This window comes from Pedobacter sp. GW456-11-11-14-TSB4 (assembly GCF_059424425.1).
On sequence record NZ_JBWKZK010000002.1, the window covers coordinates 761,132 to 780,912 of the forward strand.

Annotated in this window: 11 protein-coding genes; 5 read left to right on the plus strand and 6 right to left on the minus strand. The window is 35.1% G+C overall.

What is annotated here, in order from left to right; all coding sequences use genetic code 11:
• Nucleotides 1-4 precede the first annotated feature (4 nt).
• From AC07XU_RS10725 to topA, 3 genes are all read right to left on the minus strand, one after another.
• Nucleotides 5-5,590 (minus strand): alpha-2-macroglobulin family protein, encoded by a 5,586-nt coding sequence (locus tag AC07XU_RS10725; protein WP_494943646.1) that lies wholly within the window; start codon nucleotides 5,588-5,590, stop codon nucleotides 5-7.
• Nucleotides 5,591-5,900: 310 nt separating this feature from the next.
• Nucleotides 5,901-6,305 carry a hypothetical protein gene (locus AC07XU_RS10730; RefSeq protein ID WP_494943647.1) on the minus strand — a complete coding sequence of 135 codons (405 nt, stop codon included), beginning with the start codon at nucleotides 6,303-6,305 and terminating at the stop codon, nucleotides 5,901-5,903.
• A 158-nt stretch (nucleotides 6,306-6,463) separates the two neighbouring features.
• The gene (gene topA, locus AC07XU_RS10735; protein ID WP_494943648.1) at nucleotides 6,464-9,010 is read right to left on the minus strand and encodes a type I DNA topoisomerase; all 2,547 of its coding nucleotides are present in this window, start codon (nucleotides 9,008-9,010) and stop codon (nucleotides 6,464-6,466) included.
• 302 nt (nucleotides 9,011-9,312) lie between these two features.
• On the opposite strand from topA, the gene AC07XU_RS10740 reads away from it, so the two are divergent.
• The gene (locus tag AC07XU_RS10740) at nucleotides 9,313-9,831 is read left to right on the plus strand and encodes a glutathione peroxidase (protein WP_494943649.1); all 519 of its coding nucleotides are present in this window, start codon (nucleotides 9,313-9,315) and stop codon (nucleotides 9,829-9,831) included.
• A 62-nt stretch (nucleotides 9,832-9,893) separates the two neighbouring features.
• Complete coding sequence (locus AC07XU_RS10745; RefSeq protein ID WP_494943650.1) at nucleotides 9,894-10,664, plus strand: M90 family metallopeptidase; 771 nt, start codon at nucleotides 9,894-9,896, stop codon at nucleotides 10,662-10,664.
• Between the two features lie 212 nt (nucleotides 10,665-10,876).
• Here the strand turns inward: AC07XU_RS10745 and AC07XU_RS10750 are convergent, their stop codons facing one another.
• On the minus strand, nucleotides 10,877-12,508 hold the full coding sequence (locus tag AC07XU_RS10750; protein ID WP_494943651.1) for an ABC-F family ATP-binding cassette domain-containing protein: 1,632 nt from the start codon (nucleotides 12,506-12,508) through the stop codon (nucleotides 10,877-10,879).
• A 153-nt stretch (nucleotides 12,509-12,661) separates the two neighbouring features.
• Between AC07XU_RS10750 and AC07XU_RS10755 the strand changes: the two genes are divergently transcribed.
• The gene (locus tag AC07XU_RS10755; protein WP_494943652.1) at nucleotides 12,662-13,414 is read left to right on the plus strand and encodes a 5'-nucleotidase C-terminal domain-containing protein; all 753 of its coding nucleotides are present in this window, start codon (nucleotides 12,662-12,664) and stop codon (nucleotides 13,412-13,414) included.
• A complete protein-coding gene (locus AC07XU_RS10760) occupies nucleotides 13,392-14,339 on the plus strand; it encodes a bifunctional metallophosphatase/5'-nucleotidase (RefSeq protein WP_494943653.1) in 948 nt (315 codons plus the stop codon). The genes AC07XU_RS10755 and AC07XU_RS10760 overlap by 23 nt, the downstream gene beginning before the upstream one ends.
• 338 nt (nucleotides 14,340-14,677) lie before the next feature.
• Here AC07XU_RS10760 and mnmA read toward each other — a convergent pair whose 3' ends face one another.
• The gene (mnmA, locus tag AC07XU_RS10765; RefSeq protein ID WP_494943654.1) at nucleotides 14,678-15,769 is read right to left on the minus strand and encodes a tRNA 2-thiouridine(34) synthase MnmA; all 1,092 of its coding nucleotides are present in this window, start codon (nucleotides 15,767-15,769) and stop codon (nucleotides 14,678-14,680) included.
• A 77-nt stretch (nucleotides 15,770-15,846) separates the two neighbouring features.
• Nucleotides 15,847-16,869 (minus strand): LacI family DNA-binding transcriptional regulator, encoded by a 1,023-nt coding sequence (locus tag AC07XU_RS10770; protein ID WP_494943655.1) that lies wholly within the window; start codon nucleotides 16,867-16,869, stop codon nucleotides 15,847-15,849.
• A gap of 149 nt (nucleotides 16,870-17,018) precedes the next feature.
• On the opposite strand from AC07XU_RS10770, the gene AC07XU_RS10775 reads away from it, so the two are divergent.
• Complete coding sequence (locus tag AC07XU_RS10775) at nucleotides 17,019-19,304, plus strand: GH92 family glycosyl hydrolase (protein WP_494943656.1); 2,286 nt, start codon at nucleotides 17,019-17,021, stop codon at nucleotides 19,302-19,304.
• Nucleotides 19,305-19,781: the final 477 nt, after the last annotated feature.

The window sequence follows — 19,781 nt, forward strand, 5'->3', positions numbered from 1 at the left end:
CAACCTATTTCACCACTTGTACCCACTTGCCCGCTTGTGTAGCGCTAATATTATTATTATACATTGCTTCACACTGCACAGCAGATAAATAATATTTACCAATGTATGATGCATTTAACAACACGCGATAAATTAACGTTTCATTTTCGCGAATATTGAAATAAGTAAATACTCTGTCATCCCTAACATCGCGATAAGTGTAAGGAGCTGAAGTTAGAGCACCTTCGTTGTCACTTAATCTAGTGTTTATGATTTCCCAACCAGATGGGAAAATTTGAGTTAATGCCATTTGCTCATAGAAACCCATCTTACCAGGATTTTTCACTGTTACCTCTGCATAAAAATCAGTTCCTTGTTTTAAACTCGAAGGATCTAAATTTCTACCATTTAATGTTTTATAGGCAACACTCATATCTAAAACATCAGCATTGTTTGGTAAAAAGTTGTTTTGACCTGCAATTGGCTGACCCTGTAAAATTAACCTAACAAAAAGTACGTTTTTACCGGTATTTGTAATGCTTGCGGTGTTGTTCTTAAATGTTAAAGCGGTTGTGTTTAAATACTGCTCGCTATTTGTGTTTCCCTTTGCACCATCCAAAATAAAGTTGTACTGTAGTTTATTAGATGAACTATTTTGACCACAAAATTTGGCTATGGCCAGTAAACTGTAGGCTGTTGTTTGTGTACTATACCAGGTATCTTGACCTAATCTTGCTGCAACTTTAGTTAGCAATTGCGCAGCTTGACTTTTTTTGCCCATCAAGGTCAATGTTTCCATAATCATTGCTTCATCTCTTAAATCAGAGCCATAGGTGCCGCTTAATTGATTATAAGGTTTAACTTTTTGCTCTAAGCCATTAATTAATCCACTTGCTGCAGCAGCTTGGCCAGCAAGTTGATAAGCAGCTGCTAAACGCCATTTTGCTGCAACCGACAGATATTCAAAAGTTCTCAATCTATTCATGGCCGCCATTTCTGGTTTTTTGGCTAATGCCAAAACATACAAACGATATGCCTGACTAATGTCTCCACCATAAAAATTCTCTGAGTTTGGTACCCAATTGTTCGCTTTAGTTTTTTGGTAACGAATTAATTCATCAAACATCCCGGCAGGTAAAGTGTAACCTGCATTTTGGGCCTCGATTAAGAAATGACCAGCATAGTTTGTTCCCCATTCATCTGCACTCGCATTACCTGGCCAATAACTTAAGCCGCCATCTGTGGTCTGAAATCCTTTTAATTTGTTTAAACCTGCTTTAACATTTCTTTCTACTTCGGCTTTTTTCTGGTTTGTAAGTGGTGTTAACTTACCTAACATCAATTGAGGGAAAACACTTGAAGTAGTTTGCTCTACACAACCATGAGGATATTGAATTAGATAACTTAATCTTTTGTTCAAATTAATAGGAGGGATAGATGAAACTTCAATTGAGCCAGAGTTTGTACCACTCATGCCAATTGGTGCGTATTTCATGCTCCAGCTTTGCTTAGGTTGAATGGTTGCCGAAACCACATTTGTAACATATGGATTTGGATTTCTAATATCCATTTCTACATCATAAACCGTCTTTTCATTTCCACTTTGTGCAATAATTTTAACCTTTGCAACGCCAACATTATTTGGAGCAGTTACCTGAAAATAACTCATTTGTTCGCCTGCTTGCTTAAAGTTTAGCTGCTGCACCTTTGCACCCTGAACAATTAAGTTTGCAGTTTGCAATTGAACAGATACATTTTTTAAGTTATTATTGGTGGCAAAAATATTAACTGGTAAAGTAAAACTTTCTCCAGGCCCAATTACTCTTGGTAAGGTTGCTAAAACCATTAAAGGTTTTTTAACTTCTACTGCTTTTTCTGCAGAACCGTATGCACCATCTTGGCCAGCAATAACCATTGCTCTAACTGAGCCAATATATTGTGGAAGCGTAAATTTATGAGTTTTATTTTCGCCTTTGGCCAAGTAAAATGGCCCCATAAATTTAACAACAGGTTTAAAACGGTTTGCCTTAGCAGGATTTAAATTTCTGTTAACTGATCCATCACCACCAATACTTAAAATTCTCTCTAAATTTCCGCCCCATGCGCCTAAAACCTGATCAAATAAATCCCACGTTTTAACCCCTAGACCTTCTCTAGCATAAAATACAGCATGCGGATCTGGTGTTTTAAAGCGGGTTAAATCTAATAAACCTTCATCAACCAAAGCAATTGTATAAGTCATTGCTTTTCCAGTAGCCTCAGCAACATTAATTGTACTTTCTACCTCAGGTTTTAAAGTTGCAGCCATTTTAATTACTGGTTTTAATATCGTTTCAGGATCTGCGATTGTTAGCGGAATTGCTCCATACATTCTAATAGGTAAATCATTTAGCGTTTGGGCATGCGGTTGCAATAAAGTAATATTTGCAAAAACGTTTGGAGCCATATTTTTTTCGGCTTTAAAGCTAAATTGTGTTTGTCCTTTTTTAGTATCAACCCAATATGTTTTTAAAACCCTGCTGCCATTTTCAATAGAAACTAATGCTTTTCCATTTTCTCCTGTCGGAATGGTTAATGTAATATCTTCACCAACATTAAATTTAGGTTTGTTGGCTGTAAATGATAGCATTGAAGCTTCCGTTGGATTGTTTCCTTGCTCACGCTGTGCCCAGCCTGGCCAATCTAAATAGACAGATTTTCCTGTGGTATGACCTCCATTTTCGTCTCTAACTAAAATTAAAAACCTGCCCCAATCTGGTTCATTAATTCGTAATGTATAGTTGCCTTTACCGTTGGTTAATGTAACGTATTGTTTTGTTATCAACTTGTTGTATTCGTTTTGGGTAAAGTTGGCATAGCTTTGTTGGTTATCTTGTTCCCACCACCAACGCCATTGTACTTTGTAAACTTCTACGCTAACGGTTTTGCTGCCACCTAAAAGCCTTCCATCTCTGTTAACATTTACAATTTCTAATTTATGGTCTTTATCAGTTAATAACATTCCGCTTAATTTATCGCCATTAGGGGCTTTAAGACCTAAATAATTGTTGTAAACATGGTAAGGAATGCTAAAATTATCTATGCTAAAGTTACCACCTGGCTCAAATACTTTAGTACTAAAATTTGCTCTTAAAACTCCAGGTGCAGCGCCACTTTCGCTCAAATTAGTATTTATTGTTGCGTTGCCGGCGGCGTTTAATGTGCCTTCGAAAATAGTTTTAATTTGCGACTCGAAATTCACCGTTGGGTTATCAAAAGAATAACCATCAAAGCCTTTAAATTTCGTTTCGGTTGTATTTAAATTTACATCAACTTTTGCCTTTAAGTTTTGTGCTGGAGTACCAAATAACCATTTTGCAGATAGGTTAGTGCCCGATGAGGCACCGTTACCTAAATATGTTTTTCCGCCCAAATCAAAATTAATTTTTAATCTGTTAGGCATAATGGTTTCAATTTTAATCGTTTTAGAAAACGATGCTCCACCAACTTTTGCTTTTACTAACCAATTGCCTGTTGGTGCAATACTTTCGGTCGCTGTTTTAAATGTATAAAAACCATTTAAAGCTTGTGCAATTACAGTTCGTTTAGCTAATTGCCCTTTCGGATTAAAAAATTCAAATGTAACAGGATAATTTGCGGGTAGTTTTTTCTGTTTGTCTTCTAATATAAATGATACGAATACACTATCACCTGGTCGCCAAACTCCACGCTCGCCATAAAGAAAACCTTTAACGCCATTTTGTACAACATCTCCACCAACATCAAATCTGCTTAAGGGTAAAGAATTTCCGTCATCTAATTTTAAATAACCACGCTCACTTCCTTTTTTGGCAATCAACAAAAATGGTTTTCTTTTTAAATCGAAAATAGCTAAACCATCACCATCCGTTTTTACTGTCGTTAAAATTTGACGTTGGTAATCTTGCAACTCTAAGCTCACTCCACTTAAAGGCTTAGCAGTTAGTAAATCGGTAGCTACTATTAGCATGCTATTGTCGTTACCCCTCTTGGCTACTAAACCAATATTAGATGCTAAAAGATTTCTACTTGCCCAACGTTCGTTGGTGTAATACGAAGGTGTACATGGGTTATCCTTATCACTCCATCTGTAATTGTTGGGGTAGTAATCTTGGTAATTGCTCCAAAAATCATCATCCTCATCAATTTTTTCTCCATAACCTTCATAATCATCCTCATAGTCGCCATCGTTGTTATTTGATGCTGACATATCAGTACACTCATATACATTGTAAGCTTTTCTAAAACCAATTGTTATGCGGTACATAGCGCCAGGTTCCGTTTTAATTAGTTTATCTAAATCTAAAGTATAACGTGTCTTCTTGTGCAGATTTACGCTCTTATCTTCATCCAATCTAATCGTTTTTTGTACAACTGGTTTGGCAACTCTTCTCAACTCATTGCCATCTTTATAATTGTTTACCTGAAAAAACTGTGGAATGTTATTTTCGTAAATTTTAATTACCGTTACATCAACAGCTTTTAGGTTAACAGCTTCAAATGGCAACACCAATTTTCCAGAGTTTGGTAATATTGTGCCAGACCCGGCTATAGTTACCGAAGGCAATTTATCTTCAAAAACAATGTTAGCAGCTTTATTTGTCTCCAGTTTTTGATCTTCTATATCAACAATTGCGGCGTTAACATTAACCGTATAATTACCCTGCAACTCATCTGGAGCATAAACTTTAATTTGACTTGCATCAATCGTAAATCGGAGGTCTTGTAAATCTCCTAAAGAAATTAAGCCATTTAAATCTTGTGCCACATTAATCGGATTACTGCATTGTATTAAAGCGTAATCTTCTGCGCCTTGTATAGCTTTAATATCAAGAACTTTAAATATCGTTTTTGCAGGCACAATAATTTTTTCTTCACCTTTATCATCATCTGCATTTATTTCCTCGCCGCTCCATTTTAAAATTAAATCGGCAGCTTTATTTATTTTTTTAATACTATCGATAACAAATATAGAACGATGCTTTTGTGGCTCGTGTGTCCATTTAATCTTTAATTTCTGATCAAAATCTAGAGCTAAAGATTGTTCAATTTTTTGCTGATCTTCATCATCAGAGGTATTAATTTCGCCACTTAATTTCATAAAGGTTAACGAGGTATTATTTTGCGAAACCAATCCTTTCTGAACTAAATTCATCCCAGGTTTAATTACCTTAAAATCAAAATTAAATTCTTCTAAGCCTTTTTCTGTGGTCGTTATAGTGGCTAAGTTTAGGGTAGCCTCGTATTTTTGATCTGGTTTTAAAGGTTCATCAGGTCTAAACTCTATAGTTTGCGGATCTAACCAAAAAACTTTTCCTTTAATATTCGGAGAAAAATCCAAAATGTCTCTATCATCGGCTTTGCCTAAATCGCTTAAACTTTTAACCGAACTAGCTAAATGCACTTTGATAAAACTTTTTTTAGATATGGTACCAGAAGTATACGATTCTACGTATTTGGCATAGGCTTGATTGTCTTGCTCCTTCCTTTGGTTAAAGAACAAGAAATAAATTGCTACTACAGAAGCTATGCCTACAGCAGCAAAAAGTAATTTTTTAAAAGTGGAAGAGGAATATTTTAGACTGTTTTTCATACAAAATGACATTGGTAAATGTTGTATGAAAATTAGGCAAAAAAGAAGTTAGAAAACGAAATTATTTATCAACCAATTAAGTTGATTGTTAGTAAATCAAATGCAGGGAAAATAGGTTAGTGTAGTCCGTCTTTACGCTATATCTTTTTTTGGCTTTGATGCCGAAAACCCACGAAGTGTATCTTATTTCGGTTAGTAGAGACTTCGTAAGTTTGTTCACATAATCCAAAAAAAAGGATGCCGCTTCAATACGGTTTATATGGCAAAAGCAGTGCAACACACAACATTAAAGCCACCCAAAACTAAATATTTACTTAATCATAACACCCGGTTTATTCAATATAGGTACTCTTATTAAGTTGTTTTCTACAATACTTTCTGGTAAAAAAATAAATTTCTTATCGTAAATGTTGCTACCAATGTAGTAGCTTAACCAATATTCATTTGTTAAACCAAATACAGCAGGATCGATTGCCTCAACACCAGCAAAAGAATTAGCGGCCAAGTCGCCAATAAAATGTCTTAATAATGATGTTTTTACTTGCTTGCCCTCTTTTTCACCATAACCTTTAGATGTTATTAAAACATTGGTGATGGGTTCATTTTTATAGTTAACTACATAAACTGTCCAACTCCCCACTTCTGGTGTATCTCCAACTAAAGCCACCACAATGGCTACATCTTCAACTATATTTTCTGGTAAATCTGCCTTCATAACCTAAATCTTTTTTGACATTTCGAAGAAAAGAATCTCTAGTGAGCGTTTCAGCAGAGCTACTACACTGCATCCTAATGACAAATGTTATTTAATTTTGTTTGCCACATTGCAGTTGCGCATCCAAAACTGAAAATTCCCAACTGCCAACTGAAAACTTACTTCTTCTTAGCTACTGCTTTTTTCTTCGCTGGTGCCTTTTTCTTAACATCAAAAGCTTTTGGTAACTGCTCTAAAATTAATTTTTTTACATCATCCAAAGAAATTTCTGCCAGTTCTTCTGCCGTATATTTAGCCTTTGTTTTTGGGTTGTTTCTCAATTTCAGCATTTCTTTTCCGAAACGGATAAACGGTCCCCAACGGCCATTTTCTATTGCAATTTTCTCACTATCCCATTGCTGTATATAACGATTGTTCTCTTTCTCTATTTTTTTCTCAATTAATTCCTTGATGTCATTTGCAGATAGAAAATCAAAATTATAAGCTTTAGGCACGTTAATGAATAGGCTATTCCATTTAATAAACGGCCCAAAACGACCCGTTCCTTTTGTAACTGGTAAACCTTCATATTCAGCAACTGGAGCATCAGCAGTAACTTTTTCCTCAATAATTTCAATCGCTCTGGCTTGGTCAACTGTTAATGGGTCTTCATTTTTGGGAATAGAAATAAAGGCATCTCCCCATTTTACATATGGTCCAAATCTACCAACACCAACGGCAACTTCTTTACCATCATAGTCTTCTAATTGGAATGGCAATTTAAATTGATCAAGTGCTTCTTCAAGTGTTACTGTACCAACAGATTGTGTCTTTCCTAAACTTGCGTACCTTGGCTTATCTTCCTCATCATCAGATAATTCTCCTATTTGAACTAAAGGACCATAACGGCCAACCTTGGCATAAACATTTTTACCAGTTGTAGGGTCAATTCCTAATAAACGCTCACCATTTGCACGATCTGCATTTTCTAAAGTATCTTCAACTTCGTTGTGAAAAGGAGTGTAAAAAGAGTGGAGCATTTTAGTCCATTCTTGCAAACCTTGCGCAATTTCATCAAATTGTTTTTCAACTTTTGCGGTAAAATTAAAATCTACAATACCTTTAAAGTGTTCAACTAAGAAATCGTTTACCACTTCGCCAATATCAGTTGGGAAGAGCTTAGATTTTTCTGCACCTGTTATTTCAGATTTGGTCACTTTGCTAATTTTTCCATTAGCTAAAACCATGCTTGCAAATTCTCTTTTTCTTCCGTCTCTATCTTCTTTAACCACATAACCACGATTTTGAACCGTAGAAATTGTTGGTGCATATGTTGATGGTCGGCCAATGCCTAATTCTTCTAATTTTTTAACTAAGCTTGCCTCGGTATATCGAGCAGGCGGACGAGAAAAACGCTCTGTTGCTGCCAATTCTTTTAAGTGTAAAGCTTGGCCTTTTGCTAATGGAGGTAATAAATTGTTATTTTCATTATCGTCATCTTCATCATCAGTTGATTCAAGATAAACTTTTAAAAATCCATCAAATTTCAACACTTCACCTTCTGCCAATAACTCTTCTTTTCTGGTACTGATGCTAATATTTACATTAGTTTTCTCGAAAATTGCCTCACTCATTTGCGATGCAATGGCACGTTTCCAAATCAAATCGTACAAGCGTTTCTCAGAATTATCCCCATCCACGCTGTGTTGATTAAAATAAGTAGGACGAATAGCTTCGTGAGCTTCTTGAGCACCAGCAGACTTAGTTTTGTAAACTCTAGGCTGATGGTATTTATCGCCATAAGCTGATCTAATTTCAGCCGATGCTGCATCAATTGCTGTTTGAGATAGATTTACCGAATCTGTTCTCATGTAAGTTATTTTACCACTCTCGTACAAACGTTGTGCAATTTGCATGGTTCTAGCAACAGAAAAACCTAATTTTCTAGATGCTTCTTGTTGCAAAGTTGAGGTTGTAAAAGGAGCGGCCGGATTGCGTTTTGCTGGTTTAACTTCTAACTTACTTACTGCAAAACCAGCGCTTGTGCAATCTTGCAAAAATTTCTCTGCATCTTCTGCCTTATCAAAACGCTGTGGTAATTCTGCTTTAACAATTTCCTTTCCGTTACCAGTAGTAAATTGTGCGGTTATTTTAAATGCTGCAGTAGCATTAAATTTATTTACTTCTCTTTCTCTATCTACAATTAAACGTACAGCTACAGATTGCACACGACCAGCAGAAAGCGATGGTTTTACTTTTTTCCATAATACAGGAGAGAGCTCAAAACCTACCAATCTATCTAATACACGACGAGCTTGTTGTGCATTTACTAAATTATAATCTATAGTTCGCGGATTATCGATTGCTTTTAAAATAGCTGGTTTGGTAATTTCATGAAAAACAATGCGTTTTGTATTGCTTTCTTTTAATCCTAGTGTTTCATATAAGTGCCATGAAATAGCTTCCCCTTCACGGTCTTCATCGGATGCTAACCATACCATTTCGGCACCTTTAGCTAATTTTTTAAGTTCTGCAACAAGTGCTTTTTTATCGGCAGGCACCTCGTAGGTTTGCGAAAAATCATTATCGATATCTATTCCCATATCGCCTTTTACCAAATCGCGGATATGACCATAACTAGACTTAACCAAAAAATCTTTTCCTAAATAACCCTCTATGGTTTTAGCTTTTGCAGGTGACTCGACTATCAGTAAATTTTTTGCCATTCAGAACGTTTTTCTGCAAATAAAACTATAAATAAGTCTAAAATCAAAATTGATGAATGAATTATTTTAAAAAGAGTATTCAAATTTGAAGTTTAAATGGCTCTTTTACACTGCTTAATGCTGCTAGAATAGCATTTATATTTATTTTGTAAAAAATTATAATCTTACTAATATATATAGGTAATAAATCTGTTTAGTAACTATCTTCGTATTAAAGATTTGAGACGTTAGATGGGAAATGTGAGATTTTAAACTGATTTTTCATCCAACTTAGCAGTTAAAACAATTAAACTTAAAATAAAATGATCAATACCTTATTATTACTACTTACAATGTGGATTGCACCAAATCCACCTAAATCTGTTTATGATTACAGCATTAAAACTATTGATGGCAAAACGGTGAAGTTATCTCAATTTAAAGGCAAAAAGATAATGATTGTTAATACTGCATCTAAATGTGGATATACTAAACAATATGAAGATCTTGAAAAATTACACAAACAGTATGGTAAAGATTTAGTGCTAATTGGTTTCCCGGCAGGTAATTTTGGTGGACAAGAATTAGCTACAAATGCTGAGATCCAAGATTTTTGTAAAAAGAATTTTGGTGTTACCTTTTTATTAAGCGAGAAAGTTAGCGTTAAAGGTAGCGATATTACTCCCTTGTTTGCTTATTTAACTAGCCAAGAAAATCCTGATTTTACTGGTGACATTAAATGGAATTTTGAGAAATTCTTAATAAATGAAAAAGGGCAATTGGTACACAGATTTCGTTCTGCTACTACGCCATTCGACAATAAAATTGTGCAAAATTTATAATTAGAATTAAATATTTATAGAAACCCAAAGCTAAATTGTTTTGGGTTTTTTTGTTATTATTGATGATGAACATTTTACCCTGGTTAATATTATTGGCAGTTTTTATCGTTGCTTTGTATTTCATTTTTAAAAAGAAAAAGGTTGTAGTTGAGCAATTAAGCAAAGCTGATGTAAAACTTTTAAACGACAATGTAGATTTTTATATCCGCCTTGATGGCGAAAAAAAAAAATTGTTTGAAAAAAAGGTTGCCCACTTTTTGGCTATTGTTAAAATTGAAGGTGTAGGATTAGCGTTAACGCCTTTAGATCGATTATTAGTTGCAGCTAGTGCAGTTATCCCCATATTTGGATTTGACGATTGGGAGTACAAAAATTTAACAAACGTGTTGTTGTACCCCGATACTTTTAATAAAGATTTTCAGTTTGAAGGTGGCGATAGAAATATTATGGGTATGGTTGGTAGTGGTTTTATGAATGGGCAAATGATTTTGTCATTAAGCGCATTGCGCCATGGTTTTTCTAAAAGTGCAGGTAAAGAAAATACTGGCATACATGAGTTTGTTCATCTTTTAGATAAATCTGATGGTGCAGTAGATGGCATTCCATCTAATTTATTGGCACATGAATATACTTTACCCTGGGTAAAACTGATGCATGAAAAAATTGCTGAAATTGAAGATGATAAATCTGATATCAATCCTTATGCATTGACTAATGAAGCTGAGTTTTTTGCAGTTGTTTCTGAGTATTTCTTTGAGCAACCAGAAATTTTGAAAGACAAACATCCAGGGTTGTACGAGATGTTGAGCAAAACTTTTGGGCAGCAGTTATAAAAACTCTCGTCATTGCCAGCTCTACTGGCAATCGTAATGCTATAAAAGGCAAATTGTAGCAAACGCTTTACGATTCCCGCATTCGCGGGAATGACGGTATCCGATAGGCTCGTCATATCGAACGCAGCGCAGCGAGGAGATATCTAATTTATCTGTAACAAATAGATTTCTCCTCGGTGAAAAACCTCGTTCGAAAGGACGAACTTCATTTTCTACTTCTCAATCTCCTTTAAACTAGCCATCTTTTTATAGGCTAAGAAACCTTTGATATCTTCAAAATGTTCGCGTACACGTTTATTACCAAATTCAAATACCTTTTCTGCTAAGCCGTCTAAAAAATCTCTGTCGTGAGAAACTAGAATTAAAGTTCCATCGAAGTCTTTTAGTGCGTCTTTAATGATATCCTTAGTTTTCATGTCTAAATGATTTGTTGGCTCATCCAGAATTAAAACATTAACTGGCTCCAATAAAAGTTTAATCATGGCTAAACGCGTTTTTTCTCCGCCAGATAATACTTTAACTTTTTTGGTGGTATCATCGCCACTAAACATAAAAGCACCCAATAAATCTTTAATCTTTACGCGAACATCGCCTATGGCAATTTGATCAATGGTATCAAAAACAGTTAATTCCCCATCAAGCAAAGCTGCTTGATTTTGAGCGAAATAGCCGATCTTCACATTGTGACCAACTTTTAATTCGCCTTCAAAATCAATCTCGCCCATTATAGCTTTAATCATGGTCGATTTACCTTCACCGTTTTTACCAACAAAAGCAACTTTCTGTCCGCGTTCAATAACCATATTTGCTTTTTCAAAAACAACATGATCTCCATAAGCTTTGGTTAATTCCTCAACCATTACAGGGTAACTTCCAGATCGAGGAGAGGGTGGAAATTTTAAACGTAAAGCAGAATTATCAACTTCATCAATTTCTATCACTTCTAATTTCTCTAGCATCTTAACTCGAGATTGCACCTGCAATGTTTTAGAATAGGTGCCTTTAAAACGATCTATAAATTCTTGGTTGTCGGCAATAAAACGTTGTTGCTCCTCATAAGCTTTTAACTGGTGCTCACGACGTTCTTTGCGTAATTGTAGGTAATGTGTATACTTCGCTTTATAATCGTATATGCGACCCATTGTAACCTCTATAGTGCGGTTTGTAATGTTGTCTACAAATGCACGATCGTGAGAAATTACTATTACTGCCTTTGCCGAGTTAATTAAAAAATCTTCTAACCATTGAATACTTTCAATATCCATGTGGTTGGTTGGCTCATCCAATAAAATTAAATCAGGTTTTTTCAATAATATTTTAGCCAATTCAATTCGCATTCTCCATCCGCCAGAAAATTCTGATGTTTTGCGGGTAAAATCACTACGCAAGAAGCCTAAACCTTTTAGTACTTTTTCTACCTCAGCATCATAATTTACTTCTTCAATCGAATAAAATTTCTCGCTCAATTCAGATACTCGCTCAATTAACTTCATGTAATCGTCTGTATCATAATCTGTTCGGATATTCAACTGCTCATTTAGGCGCTCAAGCTCATCACGCATTACGTAAACTTCGCTAAATGCTTTAGAGGTTTCTTCGAAAACTGTAACATCATCATGTGTTAGCAAATGTTGTGGCAAATAAGCAATTATAGCTTCTTTTGGGCCAGATATATGACCAGAAGTCGCTTTACCTTCGCCAGCAATAATTTTTAACAAGGTTGATTTTCCTGCGCCATTTTTACCCATAAGGGCAATTTTATCGTTTTCGTTGATAGAAAAAGACACATCGCTAAAAAGTGTTGTGCCACCAAATGATACAGAGATGTTATTTACGTCGATCAATTTTTGAGTATTTTAAAATGAGCCGCAAAGATAATTGAAGAAATGGTTTTTTATAGCAATGTCTTTCCATTTTGTTTCTAACAGCTTAGTGACGATTTAATGTTGTTTTTAATCGATTAGCCATCTATCTTAGCGCCTTCAAAATAATCCTCCATGAATATTAAAAACAGGATTTTAACTGTTGCTTTTTCCTTATCGCTATTAGGCTCATGTACAACAAAGTATGAGTTAGTAAAGTCGAACAGAGAAGAGTATAAAATTAGTAACGAAATTGCTGTTGATAGCACAATTATTAAAACATATTTGCCTTATAAAGCCAAGCTAGATGCAGAAATGAATGAGATTGTTGGCGAAACAGAAGTAGTTCTTTCAAAAAGTTCCAGTTTACCTGAATCCGTTCTAGGAAATTTTTTCGCGGATGCCGTTTTTAACCAAGTAAAAAAGTTAGAACCTAAAGTCGATTTTGTTTTTCCTACTACCAAAGGTGGATTAAGAAATGACATTGCTAAAGGGCAAATTAAGGTTTCAAACATTTTTGAGTTGATGCCTTTCGAAAATCAATTGGTAATGTTTAACCTAAAAGGAAGTGATGTTTTAAAAGTTGTGAATTACATTGCAGCTTCTAATGGACAGCCGGTAAGTGGTTTAAAGTTTAACATTAAAGATAAACAGGCTGAAAATATCCAGATTAATGGAAAATCATTTGATGCAAATGCTAGTTATTGGGTAGTTGCATCAGATTATATTGCCAGTGGCGGAGATGATGCTATCGGCTTTGCTACACCCATTTCTAGAAAAAATATAGGTTTATTGGTTCGTGATGCACTGTTAAACGAAGTTAAAGATTTTAAAGCTGCTGGTAAAAGCATCAACACAAAATTAGATGGAAGAATTACAAAAAATTAACCGCCGTAATTTTATAAAAGCTGGTGGTATTGCAAGTGCTGCTGCTGCTTTAAGCCTTAATTCATTAGCTGTTTTTGCCAATGGGCGATTACAAAAACTGACTATTTTGCATACCAATGATGTGCACAGTAGGATAGAACCTTTTCCGATGGATGGCTCAAGAAACCAAGGTTTGGGTGGAACTGCAAGGCGGTCTGCTTTAATTAAAAGAATAAGAGCAGAGCAAGAAAATGTTTTACTGTTGGATGCTGGAGATATTTTTCAGGGAACACCATACTTTAATAAGTTTGGAGGCGAATTGGAATTGAAGTTAATGAGCCAAATGCAGTATGATGCTACAACTTTGGGTAACCATGATTTTGATAATGGGGTAGAAGGCTTTTACAAACAATTGCCTAATGCTAATTTTCCAGTATTGATTGCAAATTACGATTTAAGGAATACCCAACTCTCTAAAGCTACCCAGCCATATAAAATCTTTAAAAAGGCTGGACTGAAAATTGGTGTTTTTGGTTTAGGCATTCAATTAAAAGGTTTGGTGGACCCAAAAAATTATGGTGAAACGCAATATTTAGACCCAATTGCAATTGCTAATGAAACTGCCAATAAACTTAAAAATGATTTTAAATGTGATTTAGTGATTTGTCTTTCACATTTAGGTTATTCTTATCGTAACAATACGGTTTCCGATAAAGTTTTGGCTGCAAGCACCAGAAATATTGATTTAATTATTGGTGGGCATACCCATACCTTTTTAGATGTGCCTGAGGATGTTAAAAATTTGGATGGACAAATTACAACTATAAATCAAGTTGGTTTCGCAGGGATTAATTTAGGGAGAATTGATTATTATTTTGAGCCTTACAAAGCCAAAAAGATGAAGGTTGGTACGCCTTATTTAATTAATAATAGACTTGATGATTAGCTCATTTGCTCGTCATTTCGAGTGAGCGCAGCGATGAGAATTCTGTCTTTTTTAGCTTATCGGTCGGTGTCTCACCGACCGAAACTAGAGCTTAAATTTATTGATAGTCGGTGAAGAAACCAACCATTATGATTTATTTGTCATTCAGAGCGCAGCGAAGAATCTCTACTGATATTTAATATTGGAGATTACTCATTCCTTGTAATAACAAGACTGTATTTACCCTATTAGTCGATGAGAAAAGGACTGAAACTAAATTTAAACGTAACGATGGTCGATGGAGCCAACAACAATTAGAGAAATATATTAAAGTCCCCGCCGAGGCGGGGATTTAGGGGTTAAACTAAAAATCCTCCGCCAAGCAAATCATTACCTTCGTAAAAAACAGCTGATTGACCAGGTGCAATTGCAGAAACATTATGATCAAAAACAACTCTCATTTGGTCTTTTTCTTGTACAATTGTACTTAACATACCTGCATCTTTATACCGAATTTTAGTAATTACATTATCCATAGGTTCGTAAATGTTTTCATATTTAACCAAGTTAATGTTTCTTACCATCGCTTCTTTACGTTCTAATTCATCGGCTCTGCCTAAAACAACAGTATTGCTTTCGGGTAAAATCTGCGTAACGAACATCGGTTCGCCAAAAGCAACACCTAAACCTTTACGCTGGCCAATGGTATAAAATGGATATCCTTTATGCTGACCAATAATCATTCCCTGACTATTGATGAAATTTCCACCCGCAACTCTGTCTTCTAAATCTTCTACTTTGTGTTTTAAAAACGCTCGGTAGTCATTATCAGGTACAAAACAAATTTCGTAACTCTCTGATTTTTTTGCAAGTTCTTCTTGTCCCATATCTAATGCCATCTGACGGATATCCGCCTTTGCGAAACTGCCTAACGGGAATTTAGTACGAGATAAATTTTCTTGAGAAACACCCCAAAGCACATAAGATTGATCTTTGTTTTCGTCTTTACCTTTAGAAATCACATACCTACCACTATTTTGCTGGCGGATATTTGCATAATGGCCAGTGGCGATAAATTCGCAATCTAATTTGTTGGCACGTTTCAATAAAGCTTCCCACTTGATGTGGGTATTACATAAAACACATGGATTTGGTGTTCTACCTGCTAAATATTCATCAACAAAATTGTCGATGACAAAATCGCCAAATTCATCACGGATATCTAAGATATAGTGTGGGAAACCATAATTTACAGCCAAAGTACGGGCATCGTTTATGCTATCTAGACTGCAACAACCAGTTTCTTTACTGCTACCGCCGGATGTAGCATAATCCCAAGTCTTCATGGTTAAGCCAATTACCTCATAACCTTGCTCGTGCAACATTACTGCTGCTACCGAACTATCAACACCGCCACTCATGGCCACCAAAATTCTTCCGTGTTTACTCATTGCTTAAAATCAGGTTGCAAAAATACAGGTTTTAGATTAATTAAATGATTGATGGAGTCTGAACAATGTAAAAAACACTAGATGTTTGGATCGCTAGAGGCTCTAGATTGTAGCTCGGTATCAAGTAAAATGGTTTCAAATGTTACTTCATTCTTATTTTGAATTAAACTAAGCAATTGTTTAGCAGCTGTATTTCCAATTTCAAATGCTGGTTGATAAACAGTGCTTAAAGCAGGATGTAGCACTTTTGCCAAATCAGTATTACTAAATCCTATTAACGCTATATCTTTTGGTATTTGATAATTCATTTCATTTAAAACCGAAAGGCTTTGAGTACTTATTTGATCTGTAGCTGTGAAAATAGCATCAGGTTTTTGCGCTAAATTAAACAACTCACTGATGGCTAATGTTAAGCTATCTGTTAAATTAACTGGATCACAGAATTTCACCAAATCATCATTGTATGGAATTTGATGATCACATAGCGCCTTTTTGTAACCTTCAAAACGATCTGTTGCCAAATTAAGTTTACTATTGCTATTTATATGAGCGATGTTTTTATATCCGTTAGCAATTAAATGTACAACTGCGTTGTAGGCACCTTTAAAATTATCAACTGCAACTTTATGGGTATTAATATTTTCACTTAGCCTATCAAATAAAACAATTGGCAATCCATCATTCTGTAGTTTCTTTAGATAGTCAAAATCTGTTGTTTGGTAAGTAGGAGAGATAAGTAAGCCATCAATGCCACCGGCATACAATAAATTAACACAAGCTTTTTCTTGCTCACAATTTTCCTTGCTTTGCATAATAATTAATTGATAATCATTAGCTGTGCAAAACAGGTCAATACCATCTAGCATTTGCGAAACAAAACTATTATCAATAGAACAAACTACAACTCCAACAGATCTACTTTTACCTTCTTTAAGTCCGCGAGCCATTCTATTGGGCACATAATTGTGCGCTTTTGCATATTCTAAAACAAGTTTTTTGGTTTTGTCTCCAATCTGATAACTATCTGTTAAAGCTCTTGAAACTGTAGACACAGACAAGTTTAAAACTTTAGCGATATCACGAAGGGTAATGTTCTGCATTTAAAATGGGTTACGCTTTGTAAATATACAATATTATCGCTCTTGGTAAAATACAACATCGTAAAAATTGATTTACTAAAAGGTTTTAGTTAGTGTTTTAAGGTAATTTTTATATCTTAGATTTTTGATTTTGAACCCAAAACTAAAACATGAAACAAATTTTATTTTATACATTAATTTTAACTTCATTTTTTGCCAATGCTCAGCAAAATTTAGTAAAATATGTAAAGCCTCTTATCGGTACAGAAAAAATGGGGCACACTTACCCAGGTCCTACAGTTCCATTTGGTGCGGTGCAATTAAGTCCAGAAACTGATACCATTCCTTATGAAGTAAATGGCAAGTATAATGGTAGCGTGTATAAGTATTGCGCAGGATATAAATATGAAGATAAAACAATAACTGGCTTTAGTCATACGCACTTTAGTGGTACTGGTCACTCAGATTTAGGTGATTTTTTAATTATGCCTACTCAAGGTAAATTGCAGTTAAATCCGGGTACTGCAAACAATACAAAGTCTGGTTATCGCTCTGCATTTTCTCATGCAAATGAAACAGCAGAGGCTGGATATTACAAAGTGAAATTGGATGATGATAACATTACAGCTGAACTTACAGCAACCAATAGGGTAGGTTTTCATCAGTATACTTTTCCAAAATCTGATCAAAGCCATATCATTTTAGATTTAATGGCGGGTATTTATAATTATGATGAAAAAACTGTTTGGACTTACGTTCGAGTGGTTAATGATACTTTAGTAACAGGTTATCGTCAAACTTACGGTTGGGCTCGTACACGTACAGTTTATTTTGCGATGAGTTTTTCTAAGCCTTTTAAATCTTACGGACAGAAAAATTATGATGCTAAGCAAGCTTACAGAGGCTTCTGGGGTAAGTTTGATCAAACTAGAAATCACCCCGAAATTGCTGGCAGAAAAGTAAGGATGTATTTTGATTTTGATACCAACGAGGGAGAAAAAGTGAAAATTAAGTTTGCGCTATCTCCTGTTAGTCAGGCTAATGCTTTACAAAATATGCGTGCAGAAGTTACTGGTTGGGATTTTGATAAAGTTAAATCACAAGCACAATCGGCATGGAGCAAAGAATTAAACAAGATAAAGATTGATGCTGCTGAAGATGATAAAATAAATTTCTACACAGCAATGTACCATGCCTTTATTAACCCAACCACTTACATGGATGTTAATGGGCAATATAAGGGTTTAGATCAGGATGTGCATACTGCAAATGGTTTTACAAACTATACCACGTTTTCTTTGTGGGATACTTACCGAGCTTTGCATCCATTTTTTAACATTATGCAGCCAGCTCGTAGCAACGATATGGTAAAATCGATGATGGCGCACTACGAGCAAAATTCATTAAAAATGTTACCAATTTGGTCACATTATGCAAATGATAACTGGTGTATGAGTGGTTACCATAGTGTTTCTGTAATTGCAGATGCGATTATAAAAGGTGTTTATAATGGCGATCCAAACGCAGCTTTAGATGCTTGCATCGCGACAGCTAAGAAACGTAATTACGAAGGAATTGGTTATTATATGGACATGGGCTACATTCCGGCAGAAAAAAGTGGCGTTTCTGTTTCAAATACGTTAGAGTACGCTTATGATGATTGGTGTATTGCTCAATTGGCTAAAAAACTAAATCGAGAAGATGTTTACCAAGAATTTATTAAACGTTCTGGCAACTGGAAAAATAATTTTGATCCATCAATCGGCTTCATGAGACCAAGGTTAGCGGATGGAACTTTTAAAAAAGATTTTGATGTTTTAAATACGCATGGACAAGGGTTTATTGAAGGAAATAGCTGGAATTATAGTTTCTTTGTTCCTCATGATCCAACGGCGTTGATGATGCAAATGGGTGGTAAAAAGAAATTTGCAGCTCGTTTAGATACCTTATTCACTATGCATTTGCCTGACGAATTTTTTGCAGATACAGAAGATATTACTCGCGAAGGAATTATTGGTGGTTATGTTCATGGAAATGAGCCTGCACATCATGTAGCTTATTTTTACAACTGGACAGACCAAGCTTATAAGGCTCAAGCTCAAATTCGTAAAATATTAAAAATGCAATATAAACCTACACCAGATGGTTTAGGGGGCAATGATGATTGTGGACAAATGAGTGCATGGTATATGTTCTCTTCTTTAGGTTTTTATCCGGTTTCACCAGGCGGCGATGAATATGCTTTAGGCTCTCCAGGTGTTAAAAATGCAAGTCTAACTTTAGAGAATGGTAAAACATTTAATGTTGAAGCAATTAATCAAAGTGATAAAAATGTTTACGTGCAAAAGGTTTTATTGAATGGGAAGGAAATTACAAAACCTTTTATTAAGCATAATGATATCACCTCTGGTGGAAAACTTACATTTTATATGAGCGCAAAGCCTAGGAAGTCTTAAAAATTTAATTCTTGCTATAAATTTTAAAAAGCCATCAAATTTGATGGCTTTTTTGTTAGATTATTTAAGACTAATGAAAAAATTGCCTATCGGTCGGTGTCTCACCGACCGAAACTTACCTAATTCACTTGTCTGATTAATTTTTGAAAAGCAGAGACAGAAGCTTTTTTTGATGTCAGTCGGGCTAAACGTTTCAATCATTTGTCCTTCGACAGGCTCAGGATGACAAAATGATTTACACATATATCCCGTTTATTTAACTTAAGCTTGTAGTTCTATGGATGGTTGTTATACCCCTAGACCTTAATAATTGCACAGCACTTGCATTTTAAACCCGGTTGAAGTGGAAATCTTTTTTACCAAATCCCCTTCAGGGGTTTTAAGGGTAAAAAATTGCAACGAAAAACGGGACTGAAAAGATAAAAAGAACTACTGGAATTGCTTTTCGGAATTTAAAATATAATTCGGAAAAAGAGA